The organism is Micromonospora sp. C31, from assembly GCF_018070575.1.
In the GTDB taxonomy this organism is placed as follows: Bacteria; Actinomycetota; Actinomycetes; order Mycobacteriales; family Micromonosporaceae; genus Micromonospora.
The window spans coordinates 22,680-48,005 of the sequence record NZ_JAGPXN010000006.1 but is presented as its reverse complement, the minus strand read 5'-3'; the positions used below and the strand labels follow the sequence as shown (position 1 = coordinate 48,005).

At 72.4% G+C, this 25,326-nt stretch carries 21 protein-coding genes; 10 read left to right on the top strand and 11 right to left on the bottom strand.

The genetic code is table 11. The annotated features are described in order from the left end of the window. Positions 1-82: 82 nt before the first annotated feature. Both KBX06_RS10325 and KBX06_RS10320 read right to left on the bottom strand, forming a co-directional pair. Positions 83-2,485: a phosphoketolase gene (locus tag KBX06_RS10325; RefSeq protein ID WP_210834255.1), complete on the bottom strand. Its 2,403-nt coding sequence runs from the start codon at positions 2,483-2,485 to the stop codon at positions 83-85. A gap of 96 nt (positions 2,486-2,581) precedes the next feature. Then, positions 2,582-3,445 carry a universal stress protein gene (locus KBX06_RS10320; protein ID WP_210834254.1) on the bottom strand — a complete coding sequence of 288 codons (864 nt, stop codon included), beginning with the start codon at positions 3,443-3,445 and terminating at the stop codon, positions 2,582-2,584. A 754-nt stretch (positions 3,446-4,199) separates the two neighbouring features. On the opposite strand from KBX06_RS10320, the gene KBX06_RS10315 reads away from it, so the two are divergent. Next, on the top strand, positions 4,200-4,790 hold the full coding sequence (locus KBX06_RS10315; RefSeq protein ID WP_210834253.1) for a hypothetical protein: 591 nt from the start codon (positions 4,200-4,202) through the stop codon (positions 4,788-4,790). An 80-nt stretch (positions 4,791-4,870) separates the two neighbouring features. On the opposite strand, the gene KBX06_RS10310 is transcribed toward KBX06_RS10315, so the two are convergent. After that, on the bottom strand, positions 4,871-5,623 hold the full coding sequence (locus KBX06_RS10310; RefSeq protein ID WP_307854554.1) for a serine/threonine-protein phosphatase: 753 nt from the start codon (positions 5,621-5,623) through the stop codon (positions 4,871-4,873). A 123-nt stretch (positions 5,624-5,746) separates the two neighbouring features. Further along, positions 5,747-6,181, bottom strand: a complete 435-nt coding sequence (locus KBX06_RS10305; protein WP_210834251.1) for a VOC family protein — start codon at positions 6,179-6,181, stop codon at positions 5,747-5,749. 252 nt (positions 6,182-6,433) lie between these two features. On the opposite strand from KBX06_RS10305, the gene KBX06_RS10300 reads away from it, so the two are divergent. The 4 genes from KBX06_RS10300 to KBX06_RS10285 all read left to right on the top strand — a co-directional run bounded on the left by KBX06_RS10300 (position 6,434) and on the right by KBX06_RS10285 (position 10,844). Beyond that, positions 6,434-7,438: a diacylglycerol kinase family protein gene (locus KBX06_RS10300; protein WP_210834250.1), complete on the top strand. Its 1,005-nt coding sequence runs from the start codon at positions 6,434-6,436 to the stop codon at positions 7,436-7,438. Then, positions 7,431-8,432: a YihY/virulence factor BrkB family protein gene (locus KBX06_RS10295; RefSeq protein ID WP_210834249.1), complete on the top strand. Its 1,002-nt coding sequence runs from the start codon at positions 7,431-7,433 to the stop codon at positions 8,430-8,432. The genes KBX06_RS10300 and KBX06_RS10295 overlap by 8 nt, the downstream gene beginning before the upstream one ends. A 79-nt stretch (positions 8,433-8,511) precedes the next feature. Further along, positions 8,512-10,002, top strand: coding sequence for a phosphatase PAP2 family protein (locus KBX06_RS10290; protein WP_210834248.1), 1,491 nt, complete (start codon positions 8,512-8,514; stop codon positions 10,000-10,002). 8 nt (positions 10,003-10,010) lie between these two features. Next, a complete protein-coding gene (locus KBX06_RS10285; protein ID WP_210834247.1) occupies positions 10,011-10,844 on the top strand; it encodes an endonuclease/exonuclease/phosphatase family protein in 834 nt (277 codons plus the stop codon). A 190-nt stretch (positions 10,845-11,034) separates the two neighbouring features. Here KBX06_RS10285 and KBX06_RS10280 read toward each other — a convergent pair whose 3' ends face one another. Continuing rightward, positions 11,035-11,892: an alpha/beta fold hydrolase gene (locus KBX06_RS10280; RefSeq protein WP_210834246.1), complete on the bottom strand. Its 858-nt coding sequence runs from the start codon at positions 11,890-11,892 to the stop codon at positions 11,035-11,037. Continuing rightward, entirely contained in the window at positions 11,889-12,851 is a 963-nt protein-coding gene (locus tag KBX06_RS10275) for a TIGR03557 family F420-dependent LLM class oxidoreductase (protein WP_210834245.1), read from the bottom strand. Before KBX06_RS10275 ends, KBX06_RS10280 begins: the two co-directional genes overlap by 4 nt. Positions 12,852-13,091: 240 nt before the next feature. Between KBX06_RS10275 and KBX06_RS10270 the strand changes: the two genes are divergently transcribed. Further along, positions 13,092-14,465: a cellulase family glycosylhydrolase gene (locus KBX06_RS10270; protein WP_210834244.1), complete on the top strand. Its 1,374-nt coding sequence runs from the start codon at positions 13,092-13,094 to the stop codon at positions 14,463-14,465. A gap of 218 nt (positions 14,466-14,683) precedes the next feature. On the opposite strand, the gene KBX06_RS10265 is transcribed toward KBX06_RS10270, so the two are convergent. From KBX06_RS10265 to KBX06_RS10250, 4 genes are read right to left on the bottom strand one after another with little or no spacing between them, the layout of a single operon-like run. Continuing rightward, positions 14,684-16,822, bottom strand: coding sequence for an alpha-galactosidase (locus KBX06_RS10265; RefSeq protein WP_210834243.1), 2,139 nt, complete (start codon positions 16,820-16,822; stop codon positions 14,684-14,686). Continuing rightward, entirely contained in the window at positions 16,819-17,730 is a 912-nt protein-coding gene (locus KBX06_RS10260) for a carbohydrate ABC transporter permease (RefSeq protein ID WP_210834242.1), read from the bottom strand. Before KBX06_RS10260 ends, KBX06_RS10265 begins: the two co-directional genes overlap by 4 nt. Continuing rightward, positions 17,727-18,683, bottom strand: coding sequence for a carbohydrate ABC transporter permease (locus KBX06_RS10255; protein ID WP_210834241.1), 957 nt, complete (start codon positions 18,681-18,683; stop codon positions 17,727-17,729). Before KBX06_RS10255 ends, KBX06_RS10260 begins: the two co-directional genes overlap by 4 nt. Positions 18,684-18,703: 20 nt before the next feature. Further along, positions 18,704-20,029 (bottom strand): ABC transporter substrate-binding protein, encoded by a 1,326-nt coding sequence (locus KBX06_RS10250; RefSeq protein ID WP_210834240.1) that lies wholly within the window; start codon positions 20,027-20,029, stop codon positions 18,704-18,706. Positions 20,030-20,302: 273 nt separating this feature from the next. Here KBX06_RS10250 and KBX06_RS10245 point away from each other — a divergent pair, with 273 nt between their 5' ends. The 3 genes from KBX06_RS10245 to KBX06_RS10235 all read left to right on the top strand — a co-directional run bounded on the left by KBX06_RS10245 (position 20,303) and on the right by KBX06_RS10235 (position 24,202). Continuing rightward, positions 20,303-22,315 (top strand): beta-galactosidase, encoded by a 2,013-nt coding sequence (locus KBX06_RS10245; protein ID WP_210834239.1) that lies wholly within the window; start codon positions 20,303-20,305, stop codon positions 22,313-22,315. A 22-nt stretch (positions 22,316-22,337) separates the two neighbouring features. Continuing rightward, entirely contained in the window at positions 22,338-23,114 is a 777-nt protein-coding gene (locus KBX06_RS10240) for a DeoR/GlpR family DNA-binding transcription regulator (RefSeq protein ID WP_210834238.1), read from the top strand. A 143-nt stretch (positions 23,115-23,257) separates the two neighbouring features. Further along, positions 23,258-24,202 carry a sporulation protein gene (locus KBX06_RS10235; RefSeq protein ID WP_210834237.1) on the top strand — a complete coding sequence of 315 codons (945 nt, stop codon included), beginning with the start codon at positions 23,258-23,260 and terminating at the stop codon, positions 24,200-24,202. Between the two features lie 70 nt (positions 24,203-24,272). On the opposite strand, the gene KBX06_RS10230 is transcribed toward KBX06_RS10235, so the two are convergent. After that, positions 24,273-24,662 (bottom strand): hypothetical protein, encoded by a 390-nt coding sequence (locus KBX06_RS10230; RefSeq protein WP_210834236.1) that lies wholly within the window; start codon positions 24,660-24,662, stop codon positions 24,273-24,275. Between the two features lie 253 nt (positions 24,663-24,915). Here KBX06_RS10230 and KBX06_RS10225 point away from each other — a divergent pair, with 253 nt between their 5' ends. Next, entirely contained in the window at positions 24,916-25,323 is a 408-nt protein-coding gene (locus KBX06_RS10225; protein ID WP_210834235.1) for a hypothetical protein, read from the top strand. Positions 25,324-25,326: the final 3 nt, after the last annotated feature.

The following is a 25,326-nucleotide window of genomic DNA, read 5'->3' as shown; positions in this document are numbered from 1 at the left end:
GGGGCTCGCAAGCTCACTCCTCGCGCTCACTGGTCTCGCCTTTCGTGCGCGACTGCGGGGCTCGCAAGCTCACTCCTCGCGCTCACTGGTCACCGCGCAGTCCGGGGTCCGTCTCGCGCACCCAGCGCCACTCCACGACCCGGGGGTCGTCCTCGCCGTGTTCGCGGGTGTGGTCCCGGCAGGCCTGCCGCGCGTCGACCATCTCCTGCCGCAGGTGGGCGGCCCGGTCGGCCAGCCCCGGCACCCGGTCGATGACGTCGATGACCAGGTGGAAGCGGTCCAGGTCGTTGAGCATCACCATGTCGAAGGGCGTGGTGGTGGTGCCCTCCTCCTTGTAGCCGCGTACGTGCAGGTTGTTGTGGTTGGTGCGGCGGTAGGTGAGCCGGTGGATCAGCCACGGATAGCCGTGGTAGGCGAAGATGACCTGCTTGTCGCGCGTGAAGATGGTGTCGAACTCCTTGTCCGACAGCCCGTGCGGGTGCTCCGTCGGCGGTTGCAGGCGCATCAGGTCGACCACGTTGACGACCCGCACCTTCAGCTCCGGCAGGTGCCGGTGCAGCAGGTCCGCGGCGGCCAGCGTCTCCAGCGTCGGCACGTCCCCGGCACAGGCCAGCACCACGTCCGGCTCGCTGCCGGCGTCCGTGCTGGCCCAGTCCCAGATCCCGATGCCGCGCCGGCAGTGCTGGACGGCCTCGTCCATCGACAGCCAGTTCGGGGCGGGCTGCTTGCCGGCCACCACCACGTTGATGTAGTGCCGGCTGCGCAGGCAGTGGTCCATGGTGGAGAGCAGGGTGTTGGCGTCCGGCGGCAGGTAGACGCGCACCACCTCGGCCTTCTTGTTCATCACGTGGTCGATGAAGCCCGGGTCCTGGTGGGAGAAGCCATTGTGGTCCTGCCGCCACACGTGACTGGAGAGCAGGTAGTTCAGCGAGGCCACCGGCTTGCGCCACGGGATGCCCCGGGTCACCTTCAGCCACTTGGCGTGCTGGTTGAGCATGGAGTCGACGATGTGGATGAACGCCTCGTAGCTGGTGAAGATGCCGTGCCGGCCGGTCAGCAGATAGCCCTCCAGCCAGCCCTGGCAGAGGTGCTCGGAGAGGACCTCCATCACCCGCCCGTCGGCGGAGAGGTGGTCGTCGCCGGGCACGGTGCCGGCCATCCAGGCCCGGCCGGTGACCTCGAACGCCGCGCCGAGCCGGTTCGAGGCGACCTCGTCCGGGCCGAAGAGGCGGAACGTCTCCGGGTTGGCGCTGATCACGTCGCGTACCCACGGGCCGAGGGCACCGGTCGCGCCGGCCACCGTCTCGCCGGGCTTCTGCACGTCGACGGCGTAGTCGCGGAAGTCCGGCAGCGCCAGGTCACGCAGCACCAGCCCGCCGTTGGTGACCGGGTTGGCGCTCATCCGCCGCTCGCCCGAGGGTGGCAGCTCCGCCAGTTCGGCGACCGGTGCGCCGGTGGCGTCGAAGAGCTCCTCCGGGCGGTAGCTGCGCAGCCAGCGCTCCAGCTCGGCCAGGTGATCGGGGTTCTTGCGTACCTCGGACAGCGGCACCTGGTGCGCGCGGTAGGTGCCCTCGACCTGCTTGCCGTCGACGTCGCGCGGGCCGGTCCAGCCCTTCGGCGTACGCAGCACGATCATCGGCCAGCGGGGGCGCTCGACGGCGCCGCCCGAGCGGGCCCGTCGCTGGATCGCGGCGATCTCGTCCAGCGCCCGGTCCAGCGTCCCGGCGAGCACCTGGTGCACCGTCGCCGGGTCGTCGCCGGCGACCACGTACGGCTCGTAGCCGAAGCCGCGCATCATGGCGATCAGGTCGTCCTCGGGAATCCGGTCCAGGACCGTCGGATTGGCGATCTTGTAGCCGTTGAGGTGCAGGATCGGCAGCACCGCTCCGTCGCGGGCCGGGTTCAGGAAGACGTTGGAGAGCCAGCTCCCGGCCAGCGGGCCGGTCTCCGCCTCCCCGTCACCGATGACGCAGGCCACCAGCAGGTCGGGGTTGTCGAAGGCCGCGCCGTAGGCGTGGCTGAGCGCGTACCCCAGCTCGCCGCCCTCGTGGATCGAGCCCGGCACCTCCGCCGCCACGTGGCTGGGGATGCCGCCGGGGAACGAGAACTGGCGGAACAGCCTGGCCATGCCGGCCTCGTCACGGCCGACGTGGTGGTAGACCTCGCTCCAGGTGCCCTCCAGCCAGGTGTTCGCGACGATCGCCGGGCCGCCGTGACCGGGGCCGGTGACGAACAGGGCGGACAGGTCACGGGCGACGATGACCCGGTTGAGGTGGGCGTAGAGCAGGTTCAGGCCCGGACTGGTGCCCCAGTGGCCGAGCAGGCGCGGTTTGACGTGCTCGGGCGCCAGCGGCTCGCGCAGCAGCGGGTTGTCCAGCAGGTAGATCTGCCCGACGGTCAGGTAGTTCGCCGCCCGCCAGTAGGCGTCCAGCCGGCGCAGCTCGTCATCGGTCAGTGGGCTGTGCAGGTCGAGAGCGGTATCCATACTGCATGAGCCTCTCGCGGGTTGGGAGATCCTGCATCCGCAGAGCGCGGATTCGTCCGGGCCGGCCTCAGCATCGCCGGTCGATGCCACTGTGGATCAGGGCCCTTGGTCCCGTTGGCGGCGGGCATTGCGCCCCTCCGCCGCGATCCCCGTCAGCCCGCGCACCACGATCAGCGGCGCGGGGGAGTGGTAGAGCAGCGTCTGGCTGACCGCTCCGAGCATGCCCCGCCACGGCTCGTCGCCCCGGGCGGCGACCAGCACCACCTGCGCCGAGCGGGACTGCTCCACCAGGACGGCGCCGGGGTCGCCCCGGATCGTGTGGCACTCCGCGGCCACCGACGGGAACCGGTGCGCCGAGCGCGCCACCATCCCGGCGAGCCGCTCGGGATCCTCCGCGTCCGCCTCCGCCTCCGGCTCGACGACACGCACCACCAGCAGCCGCGCCGCCCGCCCGGCCGCGCACCCGAACGCCCACTCCAGAGCGGCCTGAGAGCTGTCCGAGCCGTCCACCCCGACCAGCACCGGCCCCTGCGGCGGCGGCTCCCGACGGGCCACCAGCACCGGGCAGCCGGCCCGGGCGGCGAGCTGCACCGCCGGGGCGTCGACCGACACGCACTCGTCGCTCCTGGCCATGCCGCCGTCCCCGACAGCGAGCAGGAACGCCGACTCCGACCGGCGGACCAGGGTGGCCACGAGGGCGCCCTCGACGATCTCGCCGCTCACCGGAAGGGACGGCTCGACCTCGTTGGCGATCTCCGTGGCCCGGGCGATCAGCTCCTCGGCGTGCTCGCGCGACCCCGCGACAGACGGCGCCTCAAGCGCGCCCGCCCAGTCGAACGCGTGCAACAGGCACAGCGGACGGCCGTGCGTGGCGGCCTCCTGCGCGGCCAGCCTGACCAGTGACAGGTTGCGCTCCGTGCCGAGCCCGACCAGTACCGCCGCGTCGGTGGGTGCGGCCATCCGAATCACCTCCGCAGGCATCGCGCCCGGCCCTCCTGCCGAGGTTAGTCCGGTCGGTGCCACGGTGGGGCGGGATCGCCGGCTTCGCGTCTTCTGGTGCACGCTGCGCTGTGCCCGGCGCTGCGGCGTCGTGGTGGGGGGGGTGTCCCCTGTCCTGCCGTGCCCGTTCCGCTTCTGGCTCCGGTTGGGGTCTTCTGAGAGATCTTGGTGAGGAACTGCCCCTCCAGGGGCCGTCAGCTACCAAGATCTCCATCGGTCGCACGTGAACCGCTGCGACCGATGTCCGGTCGCGTGGCGGCTGTCCGGTGCGGCCTGGGCACCCGGGTCGTCGTCGGGGCGTATGCGGCGGGTTGTCTGGTTTGGGGGTGTGGTCGGGGGCATCGTGGGGGCGGAATCGTGGCCGGGGCGGGGTCGTTACACCCTGCGTACGACCGAGCAGGGCACGCCGCGCCGACGCGATGGTGTGCCGGGCCCCCGGGAATGATGGTGGGCCGGCGGTCGTTACACATGGTCCGACCGACGTGCGGGGCGGCCCCCGGCCCCGCGCGGCAGCCCGGGTCCTTGTTGGCCCGCACCGGTCGGACATCCGGCCGATCCGGCCGGTCTGTCCTTCCTCCAGCTGCGACGGCCGGAGAGATCTTCTCCGGTTCGACCGGAGATCCCCCGAGTTCTTGGGCGCCGGACGGTGCTTGCACCCGCGTGAGCCGATCCCCCTTCGGCGTGTGGGTGCCGACCCCCGAATGGAGCATCTGCGATGAACACGATCATCCGTAACAGCGTTCTCGGTATCGCCGGTCTCGCGTTCGCCGGTGGTGTGGCCGCCGGCCCGATGACCGACACCACCGCCCCGGTGCAGGCGGCGACCCCGATCACCGCCGTCGCCGTGCAGGCCGACAAGCCGGACATGGGCAAGCTGGTTCCGCATGGTGTGCAGGGCACGCAGTCGCACGTCGAGTTGTCCGACGAGCAGGTGGCCAACGTCAAGGCGATCATCGCGGCGACGAAGAAGGCCGGCATGGACGAGCGCGCCGCGGTGGTCTCCATCGCCACGGCGTTGCAGGAGTCGAAGCTGGAGAACCTGGGTCACCTGGGTGACCGCAACGACCACGACTCGCAGGGCCTGTTCCAGCAGCGCCCGTCCAGTGGTTGGGGCACGGTCGAGCAGATCACCGACCCCGAGTACTCCACCCTCGCGTTCCTCAAGGGCCTCAAGCAGGTCGACGGCTGGCAGGACATGCCCCTGACCGAGGCCGCGCAGACCGTGCAGGTGTCGGCGTACCCCGACCACTACGCCCAGTGGGAGCAGCAGGCCGCCGACCTCGTCGCCGAGCACTGGAACAACTGACCACAGACCTTCCACGCAAGGGGGTTCGCTGGCCGGCACCCGAACCCGGGGTGCCGGCCAGCGGCGTCTTTGTCGGCCCCTCAGCGGGCAGCCGTGGCGTGGACCCGGACGACCACGGCGGTGGCATTGTCGTCGCCGCCGGCCGCCAGGGTGCCGTCGAGCAGGTCCCGCACCGCCTCCTCGGGGCGCGGTGCCGCCAGGAGTTCCCGCATCAGGTGATAGTCGACCTGGTCGCTGACGCCGTCGGTGCAGAGCAGCCAGACGTCGCCGGGGCGCAGTGACACCGCGAGCAGGTCCGCCTCCGGCTCGTCCGGATGGCCGGCGTACCGGGTGAGCTGGTAGCGGGCGCGACCGGCGGCGGGGGAGTCGACCGGGTACCAGCCGTGCAGCACACCCAGCCAGGCCGCGGTGTGGTCGACGGTGACGAGCTCCAGCAGGCCGTCGCGCAGACGGTAGGCGCGGGAGTCGCCGAGCTGGACGAGCCAGCCCTGCCCGCCGTCGGGTTCCACGAGCAGGGCGGTCAGGGTGCAGCCGGTCAGCTCCGCCAGGTGCGCACCGGCGGCGCGTACGGCTGACTGGACGTCGCCCACGGCGGCGCGCAACTGGCGTGCGTCGACCGCGGGCCAGGCGGCCCTGACCCGCGCGACGAGGGTGCCCATGGCCGTCGTGCCGGCCCGGCGGCTGCCCTCGCCGGCGCCCATGCCGTCGGCCACCGCGGCGAACGGCAGGGCGGGGTCGACGTGCAGCACGTCGAAGTTGGCCGGGTAGCGGTTGCCGACCACGCTGCCGCCGGCGAACTCCAGCGTGACCTCGCCGAGCGGGAGACGACGCACGTCACCGGGCACGGTGACCTCGGCGCGGCGGCCGGCGGAGCAGGGGCACCGGCGGATCGTACTGCGTCCTCGGCGGAAGGTGATCCGGGTCGACCTGCCGAAGGCATCCACGTTCGCGGCCACTCAGTCGAGACAGAACTCGTTGCCCTCGACGTCCCGCATCACCATGCACGACTCGTTGTGGTCGTCGGCAATCAGCAGTCGCACGCGTACCGCGCCGAGCGCGACCAGTCGTGCGCCTTCGGCCTCAAGCGCGGCCAGGCGCTCTTCACCCACCAGCCCGGTGCCGACCCGTACGTCGAGGTGCAGCCGATTCTTGACGACCTTGCCTTCGGGTACGCGCTGGAAGAACAGTCGCGGACCCCCACCTGTGGGATCGATGCAGGCGAACGCCGAACCCCGTCGCTCAGGCGGCAGCGAGCGATCGAAGTCGTCCCAGGTGGCGAATCCGTCCGGCGGCGGCGGTACGACATATCCCAACACCTCGCACCAGAAACGAGCCACGCGCTCGGGTTCCGTGCAGTCGAAGGTGACCTGGACCTGTCTGACGGACGCCATCGGCCCACCATAGAGGTGGATCTTTGGTCGCCGCCACGGCCCGTCCCGATGTCGCTCGAAATCAGTCAGATCGGCTGCCCGGAGAAGCCCCGACCTCATGGTCGACGGGTAGCCGGCGGGACGCGTGGGCGGGTGGGGGCGCGGGTGGCGGACGAGGCGGCAGGGACGGGGCGGGCAGACGTGTCTGCGCTGCGCGTAACGTCACCGCGCCGCCGGGTCGCTGCCGTGCCGGATCTGCTGCACACTGGCGCCGTGGATGCTCGACAGGACAAGGGACGCGCGGCGCGCGACGGCGGTCTGCGCTCGGCCGTGGTGGTCAACCCGGTGAAGGTGGCCGACCTCGACGAGCTGCGTCGTACGGTCCACGACGCCCTCGCCGCGGCCGGCTGGCCCGAGCCGCTGTGGTTCGAGACCACGGTCGAGGACCCGGGCCGGGGCCAGACGCAGGAGGCGGTCGAGGCCGGCGTCGACGTGGTCTTCGCCTGCGGCGGCGACGGCACCGTGATGGCCTGCGTCAGCGGCCTGGTCGGCACCGACGTGGCGCTCGCCGTGCTGCCCCAGGGCACCGGCAACCTGCTCGCGGCCAACCTGGGGCTGTCGGGTGAGCTGGCCGCCGGGCTGGAGGTCGCCGTCGAACGGGGCCGCCGGCTGCTCGACGTCGGCGCGGTCGAGGACCACTACTTCGCGGTGATGGCCGGCATGGGCTTCGACGCCCAGATGCTCGCCGACACCTCGGAGACCACCAAGAAGCGGATCGGCTGGCCGGCGTACGTCGTGGGGGCCGCGCGGCACCTGCGCGACCGGCCGATGCGGGTCTCCATCCGCATCGACGACCAGCAGCCGCTGCGCCGCCGGGCCCGCTCGGTCCTCGTCGCCAACGTGGGTCGCCTGCAGGGCGGCGTACGTCTGCTCACCGACGCCGAACCGGACGACGGCTACCTCGACGTCGCGGTGCTCACCCCGCGTACGCTGCGGCACTGGCTCGCGCTCGGCTGGGCGGTCGTGCGCCGGCAGGACAGTGTGCCCCGGATGGAGGTCTTCCGCGCCCGACGGGTGGAGATCACCAGCAACCGGGCCCAGCCCCGGCAGCTCGACGGCGATCTCATCGAGCCTGGCCGCACGCTCAGGGCCGAGATCCGGCGGCGGGCGCTGTGGCTCTGCGTGCCGCAGCCGGAGCAGGATCCCGACCTGGCCGAGGACGCGCAGGCGGCCGCCGAGCGTGGTGAGCAGCTCATCGAGGAAACCCGCCGTGAGTAGCACCCGGATCGTGCCGGAGACGCGGCTGATGTCCGACGAGGAACTCAACGCCGACGACGCCTGGCACACCCTGCGCCGGCAGGGCGGCTGGCACCTGCTGCGGGACGCGTTCATCCGGTTCCGCTACGGCGACGGGTTCAGCCACTCGCGCGCCTTCGCGCTGCAACTCTGCCTCGCCGTGGTGCCGTTCCTGATCGCGCTGACCGGCCTGATCAGCGAACTCGGTGTGGAGGAGGGCGGCCAGGTGGTCGCCGACACGGTGCTCGCCCTCACCCCCGGGGCGAGCGAGCCGATGGTGGCCGAGCTGCTCGGCGAGGGGGACCGCACCGAACGCGCCGGGGAGTTGGCGCTCGGCCTGGGCCTGTTCACCGGCCTGGTCGCGCTGACCAGCACCATGGCCCAGATCGAGCGCGGCGCCAACCGCATCTACGGCGTGGAACGGGACCGGCCCGCGCTCTGGAAGTACGTCCGCGCCACCATCCTCGCCCTCGCCGCCGGCGTGCCGGCGCTGACCGGGTTCCTGATCCTCGTCGGCGGCGGCCCGATGGGCGACTCCGTGCAGCGGCACTACGCCTGGGGCGAGCTGGCCAACGGCCTCTGGGACGTGGTGCGTTGGCCGCTCAGCCTGGGCCTGACCGTCCTCGCCGTCGCCGTGATCTTCCGGCACGCCCCCCGCCGCAACCAGCCCGGCCTGTCCTGGCTCTTCTTCGGCGCCGCGATCGCCACCGCGCTGTGGTGGTCGGCCAGCCTGCTGCTCGCCGCGTACGTGCGGTTCAGCGGCGGCTTCGGCCAGACGTACGGGGCGCTGACCGGGATGATGGCGCTGCTGCTCTGGGCCAACCTGACCGGCATGGCGCTCTTCGGCGGGCTGTCCTTCGCCGCCCAGCTGGAGGCGCTGCGCATCGGGGTGCGGGAGCCCGCCCAGCCCGACCTCTGGGAGCCCGAGGCCCAACGCGAGGAGACCCACGACACGGGCGAGATGAGTTCGCTGTAGGTCCGCTTCGGACGTCCCTCGGTGTACGCGGAGCGCCGATCGGGTAATGCGGCACGCCAGAGGCGAGAGGGAGGCTGCCGTGGACGCGGTGAAAGAGGCGTTGCGACGACCCTTGGGTCACTTCACCGAGCGGACCATCGCCGGCCTGGCGATCGTGCTCGGCGCCGGGGTCGCCTTCGGGGTGCTCCTCGTGCTGGTCCGGACCCGGTGGTCCCCGCTCTACGACGTCGACCACGGCGTGGCTGCCTGGCTCAACGACCTGGTCGCCCCGCACGGGCCGCTGGTGACCGTGCTCAACGCGCTCACCGACCTCGGCGGACGGGCGGTCATCATCTGGCTGGTGTCGGTCGCCGTGGTGGGCCTGCTGATCCGCAGGCAGGGCCGGCTCGCGGTGTTCCTGATCGTCACCGGCGTCGGCGCCCTCGTCCTCGACCCGGCGCTCAAGACGCTGGTGGGTCGGCTGCGCCCCGAGGTGGAGGTGCCCATCGGCGCGTACGCCGGGGACAGCTTCCCCAGCGGGCACGCGCTCGGCTCGATGGTCGCGTACGGGGCGCTGCTGCTGGTCTTCCTGCCGGCGATGTCGCGCCGCTGGCGCAAGCCCGCCATCGCGCTGGTCGCCCTCGTGGTGTTCCTCATCGGCCTGACCCGGATCGCGCTGGGCGTGCACTTCGTCTCGGACGTGCTCGGGGCCTGGCTGCTCGGCGCCGCCTGGCTCGGCGTCACCGCGTACGCCTTCCGGCTGTGGCGGCTGGAGCGCGGCCGGCCGGTCCCGGCGTTGAGCGACGGGCTGGAGCCGGAGGCCGCGCACGACGTGGCCCCCGCTCCCGACGAGGCGCACCTGCTGCCGCACCCCCGGGCCGCCGTGTTCGAGCTGGTCGTCGGCTGGGTGCTGGTGATGGGCGCGCTCTACGGCTTCGGCATGTTCGTCAGCTACTACGCCGACGGCACCTTCTTCGCCACCCTGGACACCGACGTGCCGCAGTGGTTCGCCGATCACCGCACCCCCGGCCGGGACGACTTCAGCTACTGGTGGAGCAAGGTCGGCGACACCCACGCCATCCTGCTCATCTCGCTGGTCTTCTGCCCGCTCGTGCTCGCGGTGTGGCGGCGCTGGCGACCGGTGCTGTTCGTGGCCCTGACCATGTTCGGCGAGCTGAGCCTCTTCCTCGCCTCCGCCGCCGCGGTCGACCGGCCGCGACCGCCGGTCGGCAACCTCGACGGGCCGATGCCGACCTCCTCCTTCCCGTCCGGCCACATCGCCGCCACGCTCTGCGTCTGGGTGGCGATCGCGGTGATCGTCTTTCCGCGTACCGACCGGTGGTGGCGGTGGGTCTTCGTGGCGCTGGCGGTCGTGATGCCCCTCGGCGTGGCGATCAGCCGGATGTACCGGGGGATGCACCACCCCACCGACTTCATGGGCGCGATCATCCTCACCACCCTCTGGATCGGGCTGCTCTACTGGGTGGTCCGCCCCAACGAGGACCTGCGCGAGGGCAACCGGCCGAGCATCGAGTCCGAGGACGTGCACACCCTCGACGACGAGCTGGCCAAGGCCGGCCGGGCGGACTGACCCGGCCCATGCTGCGGGCGATGACCTGGAACATCCGCACGGGTGGACGCGACCGGGGCGGCGCAGACCGGCGGGACCGGCTGGTCCGGGTCGTCGCCGCCGAACGGCCGGACGTGCTCGCCCTGCAGGAGCTGCGGGACTTCGACGCGGGCGGCGTGCTCGACGACTTCGCGGACCGGGTGGGGATGCGGCCTCACCTGGCCCGGTCCTGCTTCGGTCAGCCGGTGGCGGTGCTGCTGCGCCCGCCGCTGCGGGCGATCGCCGCGACCCGGGTGCGCCGGCCGTTCCACCACGCCGCGCAGCGGGTCACCGTGGCGACGACCGCCGGCGCGCTGACGGTGCTGAGCGTGCACCTCGACCCGTACTCGGGGTTGCGGCGGCGCGTCGAGGCGGGCTGGGCCGCCGCCGCGCTGCGCCGCGCCCCGGGGGAGCTGGCGTTGCTGGCCGGTGACCTCAACACCCTCGACCCGGTGGCCGAGCACACCGACCGCGTCGCCCGGCTCCCGGCCGCGTACCGCCGACGTCACCTGCGCCGGGACGGGCGGACGGTGGAGACCCGCGCGGTGGCCCGGCTGCTCGCCGCCGGCCTGGTCGACCTGTACGCGGCGGCGGCCGGCCGGCAACGGGACGGCGCGGCGACCGGGCCGCCCGACGCCGGGTTGACCGCGCCCACCCGGCACGGCGGCGGGGCCGAGTTCTCGGGGATGCGGCTGGACTACCTGTTCGGCACGGCCGCGCTCGCCGACCGGGTGCGGGACTGCCGGGTGCTGCGCGGCGGCGAGACCGAGTACGCCTCCGACCACTACCCGGTCGTCGCGGACCTCGACCTGGACCCGGCCTGACCAGCCGGCCGACCCCGGATGCGCGGGCCCGATCCGCAGCACCGGGACCGCAGCCGGGAGTGGCGTCTAGAGGAGCAGGTTGAGCAGGACGGTCAGGACGATCGACGCGACGATGGAGAAGAGGATCATCAGCAGGCAGCCGAGGCCGCCGCCGGCCGGCCGGATCTCCGTGTTGCCGATACGCATGTGATCACCTGTTCGTCAGCGAGGGGGCGAGGAGGGCGCGGATCGCGTCGGCGATCTGCGCCGGGGCGGTGGTGGCGACGTTGTGCGCGGTGCCCGGCACGGTGACCGTACGGGCGTGCGGCACCAGCCGGCCGACCTGCGTACGCCAGGACGGCGGCACGACCGGGTCCCGGGCGCCGGTGACCACCAGCGTGGGCGCGGCGATGCGGACCAGGTCGGCCTCGATCCCGTTGCGCACCGAGTGCGACAGCGTCGCGTGGACCCGCCAGGGGCGGGCGTCGAGGACGTCGCGGAGCAGGATCGGCGCCTGCAACGGCGCCTCCCGCAGGGTGTCGACCAGCCAGCGTCCGAACTGCGCCCGCCGGGACCGGGCGGCCGGGTCGCTGGTCGGGCCGGCGAGCACCACGGCCCGCACCGCGTCGGGGTGCCGGGCGGCCAGCGCCGCCACGACCTCCGCGCCGAAGGAGTGCCCGAGCAGGCAGACGGGTGGCATCCGGTACGCGGCCAGCCAGGCGGCCAGGTGCGCGGCGTGCTCGCGCACGTCGTACGCGCTGCCGGGGCGCGCGGTCAGCCCGAAGCCGGGCAGGTCGGGCGCGTACACGGGATGGGCGTCGGCCAGCGCCAGCGCGAGCGGGGTCAGGTAGCGGTGGGACACGGCCAGCCCGTGCACCAGCACGACCGGGGTGGCGGCGGTGCCGGGGTCGCCCGCGCGGCGGGTGTGCGTACGGATCCCGTCGACCAGCCGCCACTCGCTGGTCAGCCCGGCGATGGGCTTCGGCGCGGCCAGCGCGACGCGCAGCTCCGCCGTGCCGAACCGGCCGGGCGGGGTGGCCCGGGGCTGCCGGGTCGGTGTCGTCCTCACAGCCCGCGCAGCCTCGGCAGGAGCTGCTCCTGCGCCCAGTCCAGGAACATCGGCTGCGTCTCGCCGCCCACCTGCACGATCGCCACGTGGGTGAAGCCGGCGTCGACGAACTTCCGGAACGCCTCGACGTGCCGGTCCACGTCCGGCCCGCAGGAGACCCCCTCGGCGACGTCCTCCTCGCGGACGAACTGGGTGGCGGCGGCGAACGAATCGGGCCCGGGCAGGTCGGCGTTGACCTTCCAGCCCATCCCGAACCAGCGGAACTGGTCGTGCACGATCTTGCGGCACTCGTCCTCGTCCGGCCCGTAGCAGATGGCGACCTGCCCGTAACGGGGCTGCCCGGCGCCGCCGGCCCCGTCGTACATCTCGATGATGTGCGGGTCCGGCTCGGTCGCGACGAGGCCGTCGGCGTACTCGGCGGCGAGGGTGACCGACTGGCGGCCGGAGGCGGCGACGGCCATCGGCACCGGCCGGGCCGGCCGGTCCCACACGTAGGCGTCGGGCACGTCGTAGTGGTTGCCCGAGAAGGTCAACGTCTCCCCGTTGAGCAGCGGCCGGATGATCTGGAGCGCCTCCTCGAACATCTCGTGCCGCTGCTGTACGTGCGGCCAGCCGCCGACCACGTGCTCGTTGAGGTTCTCGCCCGCGCCCAGGCCGAGGGTGAACCGGCCGTCCGAGAGCACCCCGACCGTGCTGGCCTTCTGCGCCACGACCGCCGGGTGGTAGCGGCGGATCGGGCAGGTGACGAAGGACATCAGCTCCGCGCGGCTGGTGGCGTGCGCGACCGCGCCGAGCACCGACCAGGCGTACGGGGAGTGGCCCTGGGAGTCCAGCCAGGGGTAGTAGTGGTCGGAGATGACGAGCTGGTCGAAGCCGGCCGCCTCCGCCCGCACCGCGTAGTCGACCAGCTGCTTGGGACCGGCCTGCTCGCACATCAGGGTGTAGCCGACGTTGACCATGGACGTCTCCTTCCGACCCGGGCGGGATCATCCCCGGATACCCCGACCAGCCCCGGTCAACCCCCGCGTCCGGTGCCGGCCGACCGCCGCTTAACCGGTTCATTGCGTGACCGGCCCGCCCCGCCTACGCTGATCCCTGCGCCGCCGGGAGCCGGGCGGCGGTTGCCGGGCTGCAGCCGCCATCCCCTGTGACGTCCCACCCCCACCTGGGCAGCGGGGGTCCTCCCTCTGAGGAAGGCCATGAAGAAGAGACTCTCCGCCGCCGGTGCGGCCCTGCTCGCGTTGCTGGTCGCCGTGCTGGCGTTCGGCCAGCCCGCGCGGGCCGCCACCGGCTTCTCCGTCGCCGACGGCAAGCTCTACGACGCCAACGGCAGCGAGTTCGTCATGCGCGGTGTGAACCACGCGCACACCTGGTACCAGCAGCAGACCAGTTCCTTCGCCAACATCAAGGCGCTCGGGGCGAACACGGTGCGCGTGGTGCTGGCCAGCGGCCAGCGGTGGGCGAAGAACGACACCGCCGACGTCGCCAACGTCATCTCGCTGTGCAAGGCCAACCGGCTGATCTGCGTGCTGGAGGTGCACGACACCACCGGCTACGGCGAGCAGAGCGGGGCAGCCACCCTGGACCAGGCGGTCGACTACTGGCTGAGCATCTCCGGCGCCCTCGCCGGGCAGGAGAAGTACGTCATCGTCAACATCGGCAACGAGCCGTACGGCAACCAGGGCTACGGCACCTGGGCGACCGACACCGCCGACGCGGTCAAGCGGCTGCGGGCGGGCGGCCTGACGCACACCATCATGGTCGACGCGCCCAACTGGGGCCAGGACTGGTCGTTCACCATGCGGGACAACGCCGCGTCGGTCTTCGCGGCGGACCCGCAGAAGAACACCGTCTTCTCCATCCACATGTACGGCGTCTTCGACACCGCCGCCGAGATCAGCGACTACCTTGGCCGGTTCCGGGCCGCCAAGCTGCCGATCGTGGTCGGCGAGTTCGGCTTCGACCACTCCGACGGCAACCCCGACGAGGACGCCATCCTCTCCTACGCCCAGGCCAACGGCATCGGCTACCTGGGCTGGTCGTGGAGTGGCAACGGCGGTGGCGTCGAGTACCTCGACATGGTCACCAGCTTCAACCCGGCCGCCTTGACCACCTGGGGTCAGCGCATCTTCAACGGTGCGAACGGGATCAAGGCCACGGCCAGGGAGGCGACGGTCTTCGGCAGCACCCCGCCGCCGACGACTCCGCCGCCGAGCACGCCGCCGCCCACCACGCCGCCGCCCACCACGCCGCCGCCGAGCACGCCGCCGCCGGGCGGCTGCACCGCGACGTACAGCGTGGTCAGCCAGTGGCAGGGCGGCTTCCAGGGCGAGGTGAAGGTGACCGCCGGCTCGGCGGCGATCACCGGCTGGACGACGAAGTGGACGTTCACCGGAGGTCAGACCGTCAGCCAGTCCTGGAACACCGCCCTGAGCAGCAGCGGGTCGACCGTCACGGCCCGCAACGTCGACTGGAACGGCCGGCTGGGCGCCGGTACCAGCACCAGCTTCGGCTTCATCGCGAGCTGGAACGGCACCAACGCCACGCCTGCGGTGACCTGCACCGCGAGCTGAGATCCGGTGTACCAGCGGTGGCCGGGCCCGCACGGGCCCGGCCACCGGTGGGTGCTGCCTACGCGCTGTCGAGCTGCCCCGTCCGTGGGACCGCCCGGTCGCCACGGGACCCGGATTCTCCTGCCCCATCCGTGCGGGCAGCTCGACAGCGACGACCCGCTCTCCGGTCCCCGCCGCGCGCATCGTCGGCGCGCATCGTCAGGTGCCACCGCCCGCGTTCAGTCGGCGGCGGTGACCTCCAGCAGCACGGTCTGCTCGGGATGCAGGGCCGGCATCTGGAGCCCGACGGTCGCCAGCACCGCGCCCCCGAGCGTCACGCCGCCGACGACCAGCCAGCCCGGCTCGGTCAGCTGGAGGGTCGCGGGCTCCGGCACGCCCGCGACCGGCCGCACCGCGTACCGACGGCGGGGATCGAGGCCGGGGAGCCGGACCGGCCCGGGTGTCTGCGCCACCGAGGTGGCCAGCCGGGCCACGGCGTACACCGCGTGGGAACCGTCGTGCGCGACCACGCCGTGCGCCCAGACGGCCGGGTCGGGGTGGTCGACCCGGACCACCCGCCCGGCGTGCAGCAGCGGGCGCAGCCGCTTGTGCAGCGCGACCCAGGCGGCCAGCTCGCGGCGCTGGGCGACGCCGATCGCGCCGATGTCCCACTCGATGCCGTGGTGGCCGAAGAGCGCGGTCGCCGCCCGGAATCCCAGGTCGTGCACGCGGTGGGTGGTGTGCGAGCGCTCCGGCCCGATGTGGCTGCCGACCAGCTCGGGCGGCAGCAGCAGACCCGTCCAACGCTGGATGGCCAGCCGTTCCAGGGCGTCGTTGCAGTCGCTGGCCCAGACCCGGTCCGTACGCCGCAGGATCTCCAGGTCCACCCGGGCACCGCCGGACGCGCAGCTCTCGATCTCCACCCCCGGGTGGCGGCGGCGCAGCTCGTCGAGGAGCCGGTAGGCCGCGCGGGTCTGCCCGTGCACGCCGGGGTGACCGTGGTGGCCCGCCTCGGTCAGGTCCCGGTTGTGGTCCCACTTGAGGTAGCCGATGCCGGGGTACGCGGTGAGCAGCGCGTCGAGCCGCTCCAGCAGGTGGGCGTACGCCGGCGGCTGGGCCAGGTCGAGCACCTGCTGGTGCCGCCACTCCGGCGGCAGCCGGCCCGGCGTCGACAGCACCCACTCCGGGTGGGCGCGGAACACCTCGGAGTCCGGGTTGACCATCTCCGGTTCGACCCAGAGCCCGAACTGCATCCCGTGCCCGCGCACGTGCTCGACGAGCGGGTGCAGGCCGTCGGGCCACACGGTCTCGTCGACGTACCAGTCGCCCAGGCCGGCGCGGTCGTGGCGACGCCCCCGGAACCACCCGTCGTCGAGCACGAAGCGTTCCACCCCGACCTCGGCGGCGTGGTCGGCCAGCGCGTGCAGCCGCTCCAGGTCGTGGTCGAAGTAGACGGCCTCCCACACGTTGAGGGTGACCGGGCGGGGCGTGGCCGGATGCTGCGGGCGGGCGCGCAGGTGGGTGTGCAGGACGTCGCTGAGCCCGTCCAGCCCGGCGGCGGAGAAGACCGCGTACAACAGGGGGGTGGCGTACTCCCCGCCGGGGTCGAGCACCACCTCGCCGGGGGTGAGCAGTTCGCCGCCGCCGAGGACCGACTCGCCCGTGGGCCGCCGCTCGGCGAAGGTCACGTGGTCGCCGCTCCACGCGGTGTGCACCGCCCACACCTCGCCGTGGCCGAAGTCGAAGCCCGCCGTGCCGGCGACCAGCAGCAGGGTCGCGTCGTGCCCGGTGCGGCCGTGCCGGCCCTCGCGTACCCAGGCGCCCATCGGCCACGGGTGCCGCTGCGGGGACCGTTCCCGGCACCACCGGCCGGTCAGGTCGAGCAGCTCGGTGGCGACCGCCGGCACCGGCAGGACCGGCGTCAGCTCCCGCAGCTCGTACGGGCGGTCGCCGGTGTTGCGCAGCCGGTGCCGCAGCAGCACCAGCCCGGTCGCGTCGAGCGTGAGTTCGACGGTCAGCGACAGCCCGGCACCGGCGTCGGACGCCCGGACGGTGGCCCGGGCGGGACCGGTGCCGTCGTCGGTCACGTCCACGCCCTCGAGCCGGAAGGCGGTGGACCAGTCCCGGCGGTCGCGGTGCCCGGCCAGCGCCGGCCGGCCACCCCAGCCGGCGGACGCCTCCGGCAGCAGGGACAGCACCGTCGGCGCGTCGAAGCTGCTCGGTACGACCGGCGCGACGGTGGCGTCGACCAGGGCGGGCAGGTCGCCGGTCGGGACCGGGCCGAGGTCGGCGCCCCAGTGCGCGAGGCGGGGCAGCCCCGGGCCGCGCGCGTCGAGCACCAGGCTGGTCCGGGAGCGGCGCAGGTGGACGATCGTCATCCCTTGGAGGCTCCCAGCGTCAGGCCCCGGACGAACTGCCTCTGCAGGAGGAAGAAGATCACCAGGGTCGGGACGGCGACCAGCACCGAGCCGGCCGAGACGAGGTTGTTGTCGGTGAAGAACTCGCCGCGCAGGTTGTTCAGCGAACTGGTCACCGGGAACTTGTCGCCGGTGCGCATGAGCACGGTGGCCCAGAAGAACTCGTTGTAGATCCAGGTCACCTCGAGGGTGGCCAGCGCGGCGAGGGCCGGCCGGCACAGCGGCAGGGTCACCTGCCAGTACTGGCGCCAGACGCTCGCCCCGTCGACCATCGCCGCCTCGTAGAGGTCGCGCGGCAGCGCCTTCATGTAGTTGCTGAGCACGAAGACGCAGAAGCCGCACTGGAAGGCGACGTTGACCAGGATCAGCCCCCAGTAGCTGTCGTAGAGCACCTCCGAGTCGCTCATGAACGCCGGCAGCGGCACCCGGGTGAAGAGCCGGAACAGCGGGATGAGCAGGGCCTGCTGGGGCAGCAGGTTCGCGGCGGTGAAGAGGCCGAGCAGGACGATGTTGGTCTTCCAGCTGAACCGGGCGATGACGAACGCCACGCAGGAGGCGAGGAAGAGGGTCAGCAGCACCGCCGGCACCGTGATGTAGACGGAGTTGAGGAAGTGCTTGCCGAACTCTGCGGTGCGCCAGGCGGTGACGTAGTTGTCGAGGGTCCACCCGCCGAGCGAGACGTAGCCGTTGGTGGCCGTGTACTCGTAGGAGCGCAAGGAGGTCAGCACGGCCCAGAGGATGGGGAAGAGCCAGCCGATCGCCACCGCGGCGAGGAACACGTGCAGCACCACCCGGGCCGGGCGCAGCGGCGGGCGGCGCCGGGACGCGGGGGCGGTGCCGGCTTCCCGGGGCACGGTCGCGGTTCTCATCGGCGTCCCTCCCGCAGCACGGTCGCCAGGTAGACGGTGATGAAGAGCAGCGAGACGACCAGCATGATCGTCGCCAGTGCGGAGCCGAAGCCGATCCGGCTCGCCTCGCCCACGACGTTCTGGGTGACCAGCGCCGAGAGCAGTTCCAACCCGTTGCGGCCCTTGTTGATGACCCAGACCAGGTCGAACGCGCGCAGCGACTCGATCACCGTCACCACCAGCACGATGATGTTGATGGGCCGCAGGACCGGGAAGATCACCTTGAAGAACGTCCGGCCCTCCGACGCGCCGTCCACGGCGGCGGCCTCCCGCAGCGAGGGGTCGACGCCCTTCAGCCCGGCCAGGTAGAGCAGCATGACGTAGCCGACGTGCCGCCAGCCGGCGGCCACCAGCACGGCCCAGATGTTGACGCCCGGGTCGCCGTACCAGTCGACGTTCGTGCCGAGGACGGCGTTGAGCAGGCCCTGGTCGCGGGAGTAGAGCAGCTGCCAGACGAAGCCGATCAGCGCCAGGGAGAGCACCACCGGCAGGTAGAGCGCGGTCTGGTAGAACCGGGTGCCGCGCAGCTCCTTGTCCAGCAGGACGGCCAGGAACATGCCGAACGGGGTGGCCACCACGAACAGCGCCGCCAGCCAGAGCAGGTTGTTCTGCACGGCGGGCACGAACGGCGGGTAGTTCTGCACCACGTCGGCGTAGTTGCGGCCGCCGACCCACTCGATGTCGGAGATCGGGCCGATGCCGTCCCAGTCGGTGCCGGAGAGCAGCACGGTGGCGCCCGCCGGCAGCCAGACCAGGGCGACGACGAGCAGCAGCGGTACGAGCACCATGAGCGTGACGACCACGCGGTCGGTGCCGGACAGCAGCCGTACGCGCCGGCGGCGACCACCCGTGGGGGTGGCCGCCGCCGGTGGCGGCGCGGCGCGGTCCGCTCGGATCAGGGGCAGGTCGGACACGGTGCCCTCACCTCTCGCCGTCAGTCGGTGAAGATGGACTTCTTCTGGTTCTCGATGCTGGACGTCAGCCCGTCGATGTCCTTCGGGTCCTTGATGAACTGCTGGAGCGCCGGAATGATCACCGTCGAGGCGAAGTCGGGGCGGGTGTCGCGGTCCAGGAACTGGGCTATCTCGGTGGCCGAGCCGACCACCTCGGCGGCCTTGCGTTGCAGGGCGCTGTAGCCGCTGGTGTCGGCCTCGCCGTTGGCGACCAGCGTGCTCGGGTCGTTCTTGACGGTGATGTCCGCGGCGGCCTTCGAGCCGACGTACTCCAGCAGCTTCCTGGCGTTGGCTTCCTGCTTCGGCTTGCGGGCCATCATGTAGCCGTCGATGGGCGCGTCCAGGGCCTTGGCGCCGATCGCCGGGTCGATCTCGGGGAAGGTGAAGAAGTCGAGGTCGGCCAGGTCGTCGCCGTCGAACTGCTGGCCGACGAAGAGGCCGAGCAGGTACATGCCGCTCTTCTTCTGCTGCAACGACTGGGCGGCCTCCTGCCAGGTCCGGCCGAGGCTGTCCGGCTGGTGCAGGGGCAGCAGGCCGCGCCAGGTGTCGAAGACCTTCTTCACCTTGTCGGAGGTCCAGGACTCCTTGCCGGCCATCAGGTCGATGTGGAACTGGTAGCCGTTGATCCGTAGGTTGAGGATGTCGAAGGTGCCCATCGCCGGCCAGCCGTCCTTGTCGGCGAAGGCGATCGGGGTGAGGCCGTCCTTCTTCATCTCCCCGGCGAGCGCGGTCAGGTCGTCGAGGGTCTTCGGCTCCTGGTAGCCGTTCTGCTGCCAGACGGACTTGCGGTAGAAGACGGCCCACGGGTAGTACGACGACGGCACGAAGTACTGCTTGCCGTCGTCCCCGGTCGACGCCTTGCGGAACGCGTCGGACATCCCGGAGAGCCTGCCCCAGACGTCGCTGAGGTCGCCGGCGAGGCCCCGGGCGGCGAAGAACCGCATCCGGTAGCCGGCGAACCACATGAACACGTCGTCCGGCCTGCCCTGGAGATAGTTGTTGATGTTCTCCTGGAACGTGTTGTGGTCGACGGTGTTGACGGCGACCTGGAGGCCGGACGAGGTCTGGAACCCGTCCACGACCTTCGCGACCACCTCCTTGGGCTTCGGGTCGGACTGGTTGGAGCCCAGCGACACCGTCTTGGCGTCCGAGCCGCCGGAGTCGGAACCGCAGCCGGCGAGCAGGCCCGTGCCGAGCAGCGCCGTGGTGCCGGCGGCGCCGGCCAGCAGCGAGCGACGGTTGAGGCCGGCCACGGAGGGGGGTACGAGCCGGGCGAGGTATTCGGCTCGGGTGCGGGGACGGGACATGGTGCCTCCTGCGGATGAAGAGGTGTGCCCGAGGGCCGTCGGTGGCGGTGTTCCGGCAACCGTGATCACACAACCGGATCCACCGCGAACCCACATTGGCGAACACGAATTGCCAGTGGCGCCTCAAGCTACTCGTCCTCCGGGCGCTGTCAAGGGGCCGGCGACGGCCCGGCAACCCGTCCACGACAAGGCCGTTGGGGGGTAAACGTTGTAAAGATGATCGATGTTGGAACGTGTTGACTTGGCCGCTGCGGGCGGGCACGCTCTGCAGCCATGCGGCGATGGCAGGGTGAGCACATGTGGTTCGGCGCCGACTACAACCCCGAGCAGTGGCCCGAGTCGACCTGGGCCGACGACGTCGAGCTGATGCGCCGGGCCGGGGTCAACCTGGTGTCGGTCGGCATCTTCTCCTGGGCGCTGCTGGAGCCCGCCCCCGGCACGTACGAGTTCGGCTGGCTCGACCGCGTGCTCGACCTGCTGCACGGCGGGGGGATCTGCGTCGACCTGGCCACCGCCACCGCGAGCCCGCCCCCGTGGCTGGCCCACCGGCACCCGGAGACGCTGCCCCGGCGCGCCGACGGCGCGATCCTCTGGCCCGGCGGACGGCAGGCGTACTGCCCCAGCTCGCCGGTGTTCCGGCAGCGGTCGCTGGCCCTGGTCGAGGCCCTCGCCACCCGGTACGCCGAGCACCCCGCCGTGGTCATGTGGCACGTCTCCAACGAGTTGGGCTGCCACAACGTGCACTGCTACTGCGACGTCAGCGCCGACGCGTTCCGCCGCTGGCTGGGCGAGCGCTACGGCGACCTGGACGGGCTCAACGACGCCTGGGGCACCGCCTTCTGGAGCCAGCGGTACGGCGACTGGGCCGAGATCAACCCGCCGCGCACGGCGCCGACCTTCGCCAACCCCACCCAGCAGCTGGACTTCCTGCGCTTCTCCTCCGACGAGCAGCGCGGCCAACTGCGCGCCGAACGCGAGGTGCTGGGCCGGCTGGTGCGCCAGCCGGTCACCACGAACTTCATGATCGGCACCGGCATCAAGCACCTGGACTACCACTCCTGGGCGTCCGACGTGGACGTGGTCGCCAACGACCACTACCTCACCGCCGCCGACCCGCGCGCCCACGTCGGGCTCGCCCTCGCGGCGGACCACACCCGGGGCGTCGCCGGCGGCGCCCCGTGGCTGCTGATGGAGCATTCCACCAGCGCCGTCAACTGGCAGCCGCGCAACGTCGCCAAGGCCCCCGGGCAGCTGCGCCGCAACAGCCTGGCGCACGTGGCGCGGGGTGCCGACGGCGTGCTCTTCTTCCAGTGGCGGGCCTCCCGCGCCGGGGCGGAGAAGTTCCACTCCGCCCTGGTCCCGCACGCCGGTCCGGAGACCAAGGTGTTCCGCGAGGTGTGCCGCCTCGGCGCGGACCTGCGGGCCCTCGCCGAGGTGCGCGGCAGCCGGGTCGAGGCGGAGGTGGCGATCCTGTTCGACTACGAGGCGTGGTGGGGCGCCGAGCTGGACTCGCACCCCACCGTCGACGTCGCGTACGCCGACCGCCTCGGTGCGCTGCACGACGCCCTGTGGCGGGCCGGGATCACCGCCGACGTCGTGCACCCGTCGGCAGACCTCGCCCGCTACCGGCTGGTGCTGGTCCCGACCCTCTACCTGGTACGCGACGCGCACGCCGCGGCGCTGCGCGCGTACGTCGAGGCCGGCGGCACCGCCCTGGTCACCTACTTCAGCGGCATCGTCGACGAGCACGACCACATCCGCCTCGGCGGCTACCCGGGGGCGTTCCGGGAACTGCTGGGCGTGCGCGTCGAGGAGTTCTTCCCGCTGCGGGCGGGGGAGCGGGTCACCCTGGACGACGGTTGCGGCGCCGACGTGTGGACGGAGTGGCTGCACCCCGAGGGCGCGCAGGTGCTGGCCGCGTACGCCGACGGGCCCCTGCCGGGCGTTCCGGCGCTGACCCGACACCCGGTCGGCGCGGGCATGGCCTGGTACGTCGGCACCCGGCTGGACGCGGCGGCCACGGACCGGCTGGTCGCCCGGCTGGTGGCCGAGTCGGGGGTACGCCCGGCGGCGGAGGTGCCCGCCGAGGTGGAGGTGGTCCGGCGGCGTGCCGGCGAGCGCAGCTGGCTCTTCGTCGTCAACCACACCGACGCCGACGCCCGGCTCGACGCGACCGGCGTGGAGCTGCTGACCGGCGCGTCCTGCGCCGGCGACCTGCTCGTGCCGGCCGGTGAGGTGGCCGTGGTCCGTGAGGGCCCGGCCGCCGACGCGGCGTCCGGACGGTGACGGCCCGAGGGAGGACATCCGGATGCTGGCCCGACAGCGGCAGGCCGCGATCCTCGACCTGATCCGGCAGCACGGTGGCGTGCGGGTCAGCCACCTCGTGAGCCGGTTCGGCGTCTCCGACATGACGATCCGGCGCGACCTCGAGGTGCTGGCCGAGCGAGGGCTGGTCGACAAGGTCCACGGCGGAGCGACCCTGCCCGGCCCCGGACCCACCGAGGAGCCCGGCTTCGCCGCGAAGTCGGTCCGGCAGCAGGCCGAGAAGCGCGCCATCGCCCGGCGGGCAGCCGCCCTCGTCGAGCCCGGCATGGCCGTCGCGCTCTCCGCAGGCACCACGACCGCCGCGCTGGCCACCCTGCTGGCCGACGTACGCGGTCTGACCGTGGTGACCAACTCGATCCCGGTCGCCGACGCCCTGCACCAGGACCCCCGCGCCGACCGGACGGTCGTGTTGACCGGCGGCATCCGCACCCCGTCGGACGCCCTTACCGGGCCGGTGGCCGAGGCGGCGATCAGCTCCCTCAACGTGGACGTGCTCTTCCTCGGCGTGCACGGCATGTGCCCGCGCACCGGGTTCACCACGCCGAACCTCCTGGAGGCCGGCACGAACCGGTGCCTGGTCGAGGCGTCGCGGCGGCTGGTGGTGCTGGCCGACCACACCAAGTGGGAGACGATCGGGATGGCCACGATCGCCCCGCTGTCGGAGGCCGACGTGCTCGTCACCGACGCGGGCCTGCCCCCGGAGGCGCGTACCCGGCTCGCCGACGAGGTCGGCGAGCTGGTCGTCGTCGCGGCCGGCTGAGACCTTCGCCCGCGCCGGCCGCCTGCGGTGCTTCCGTCGGACGGCGCGCCCTCACAGGCACTTCACAGCACCCCCGGTTAGGGTCGCGGGAAGTCAGCGACCCGCTCCACGGTGGAGCGTGGTGTCTTCGCACGGGAGTTCCGATGGTCTTCAAGAAGATGTTGAGCGCGTTCGGCGTGGGCGGGCCGAGCGTCGACACCGTCCTGACCAACCCGAACACCCGGCCCGGCCTGCCCCTGGAGGGCCAGGTGAACCTGCTCGGCGGCGACGCGTCGGCCAACATCGAGCAGGTCGTCGTCAGTCTCGTCACCCGGGTCGAGATCGAGGGTCACGACACGGAGTACGCCGGCGTCATGGAGTTCCACCGGCTGCCGGTCAGCGGCCCGCTCCAGCTCGCCCCGAAGCAGCAGCTCGCCATCGGGTTCCAGCTCCCGATGCCGTGGGAGACCCCGATCACCGACGTCTACGGTCAGCGGCTGCGCGGCATGACGATGGGGCTGCGCACCGAGCTGGCCATCGCGCGTGCGGTGGACAAGGGCGACCTGGACCAGGTCAGCGTGCACCCGTTGCCGGTGCACGAGCGGATCCTGGAGGCGTTCCAGCAGCTCGGCTTCCGGTTCAAGCACGCCGACCTGGAGCGCGGCCACATCCGGGGCACGCAGCAGACGCTGCCGTTCTACCAGGAGATCGAGTTCTTCGCCTCGCCCCAGTACGCGAGCACCGTCAACGAGGTCGAGCTGACCTTCGTCACCAGCCCGCACGGCGTCGAGGTGATCCTCGAGTGCGACAAGCGCGGCGGGTTCCTCACCGCCGGGCACGACGCCTTCGGCCACTACCGGGTCTCGCACACCGAGGCCGACCGGACGGACTGGGTCCAGGTGGTCGACGGCTGGCTGCGGGAGACGACGTCCCGCTACGGCAGCCTGCGCGCCCACGGCTTCGGCGGGCACGGGCACGGCCGGGGTCCCGGCATGGGCGGCGTGGTCGCCGGGGCCGCGCTCGGCGTCGTCGGCGGCATGGTCGCCGGAGAGATGATCGAGGACGCGGTCGAGGGCGACTTCGCCGAGGACTGGGGCTTCGAGGAGTAGGACCACACACGACGGTGGCCCCCGGGACGACAGTCCCGGGGGCCACCGCGTGCCGTGCAGCGGTGCCCGATCAGTGCCGGGCCTTGCGCTCCTCGCCGCTGCGCCAGTTGCTACCGGCCTTGGCCAGACCACGGCTACCCAGGTATCCGATGGTCAGCAGCGTGATCATGAACCAGGCGTTGTCGGCCCGGAAGATGTCCACCCCGACCGAGTTCTGCCCGACCAGCTGCGAGGCGGCCAGCACGCCGATCACGGCCGCGATGTAGACCCAGAACTCGGTGGTCCGCAGCGACGGCTTGGTCTCCGTGCCGGGCGCCTGCATGGGCGGCTGGTGCCCGTCGTGCATCATCGGCATCGGACGGGTGGGCGTCTCCTGGATGGCCCGGTCCTGCATCGTGCGGGTGGGCGCGTCCTGCGTCGTCCGGTTCATCGGCCGGGTGGAAGCAGCCTGCGTGCTCATCTTGTCCTCCTCAGGATGCGATGAGTCGTACCTGCGTTCCCTCGCCCCGCTACCGCGTGTCGGCCACGGCACGGTTCGCGTTCATGGCGGGGGCACCCGCCGTCTACCCGAGCCGGCGGGGCCAGTAACACCCACGGTCGGCCGGAAAACCGTCCCCGCCGCGCGGCCCACCGCCGCGAAGGCTCGCGGGGTGGGTTTGCCGGCCCGGGCGTCGGGCACGCATCCGGACCGACACTTCTGCGAGGTGATGGACATGCGCGAGGACGACATGCGGCAGGACGCCGCCCGGCAGGCCGAGCAGCGGATCGCCGGTGGCGTGTACGGCGAGGGCACTCTCGACGAGGTGACCGTGCCCCGTACCGACGTGCAGCGGGTCGTCCAGGACGAGGACCCGGACGATCCGGCCCACGTCCCGATCGACCCGGAGGTGTTGCGGGACGGCGGACCCACCCGGGGACAGGGCGCCGTCACCACGACCGGCGGCACCGCCGGCCCCGCCAGCGTGCGCCGGTTGGCACGGCAGCCGGAGCGGCACCCGGGCAAGGTGGCCCCGACCACCACGGGCGACGCCACCACCGGCGGTCTGAGCACCCCGGCGGGCGGCTCCACCAGCGACCAGTCCGGCCCCGCCAGCCAGGTGGGCGACTTCGCCCCGGACTGACCG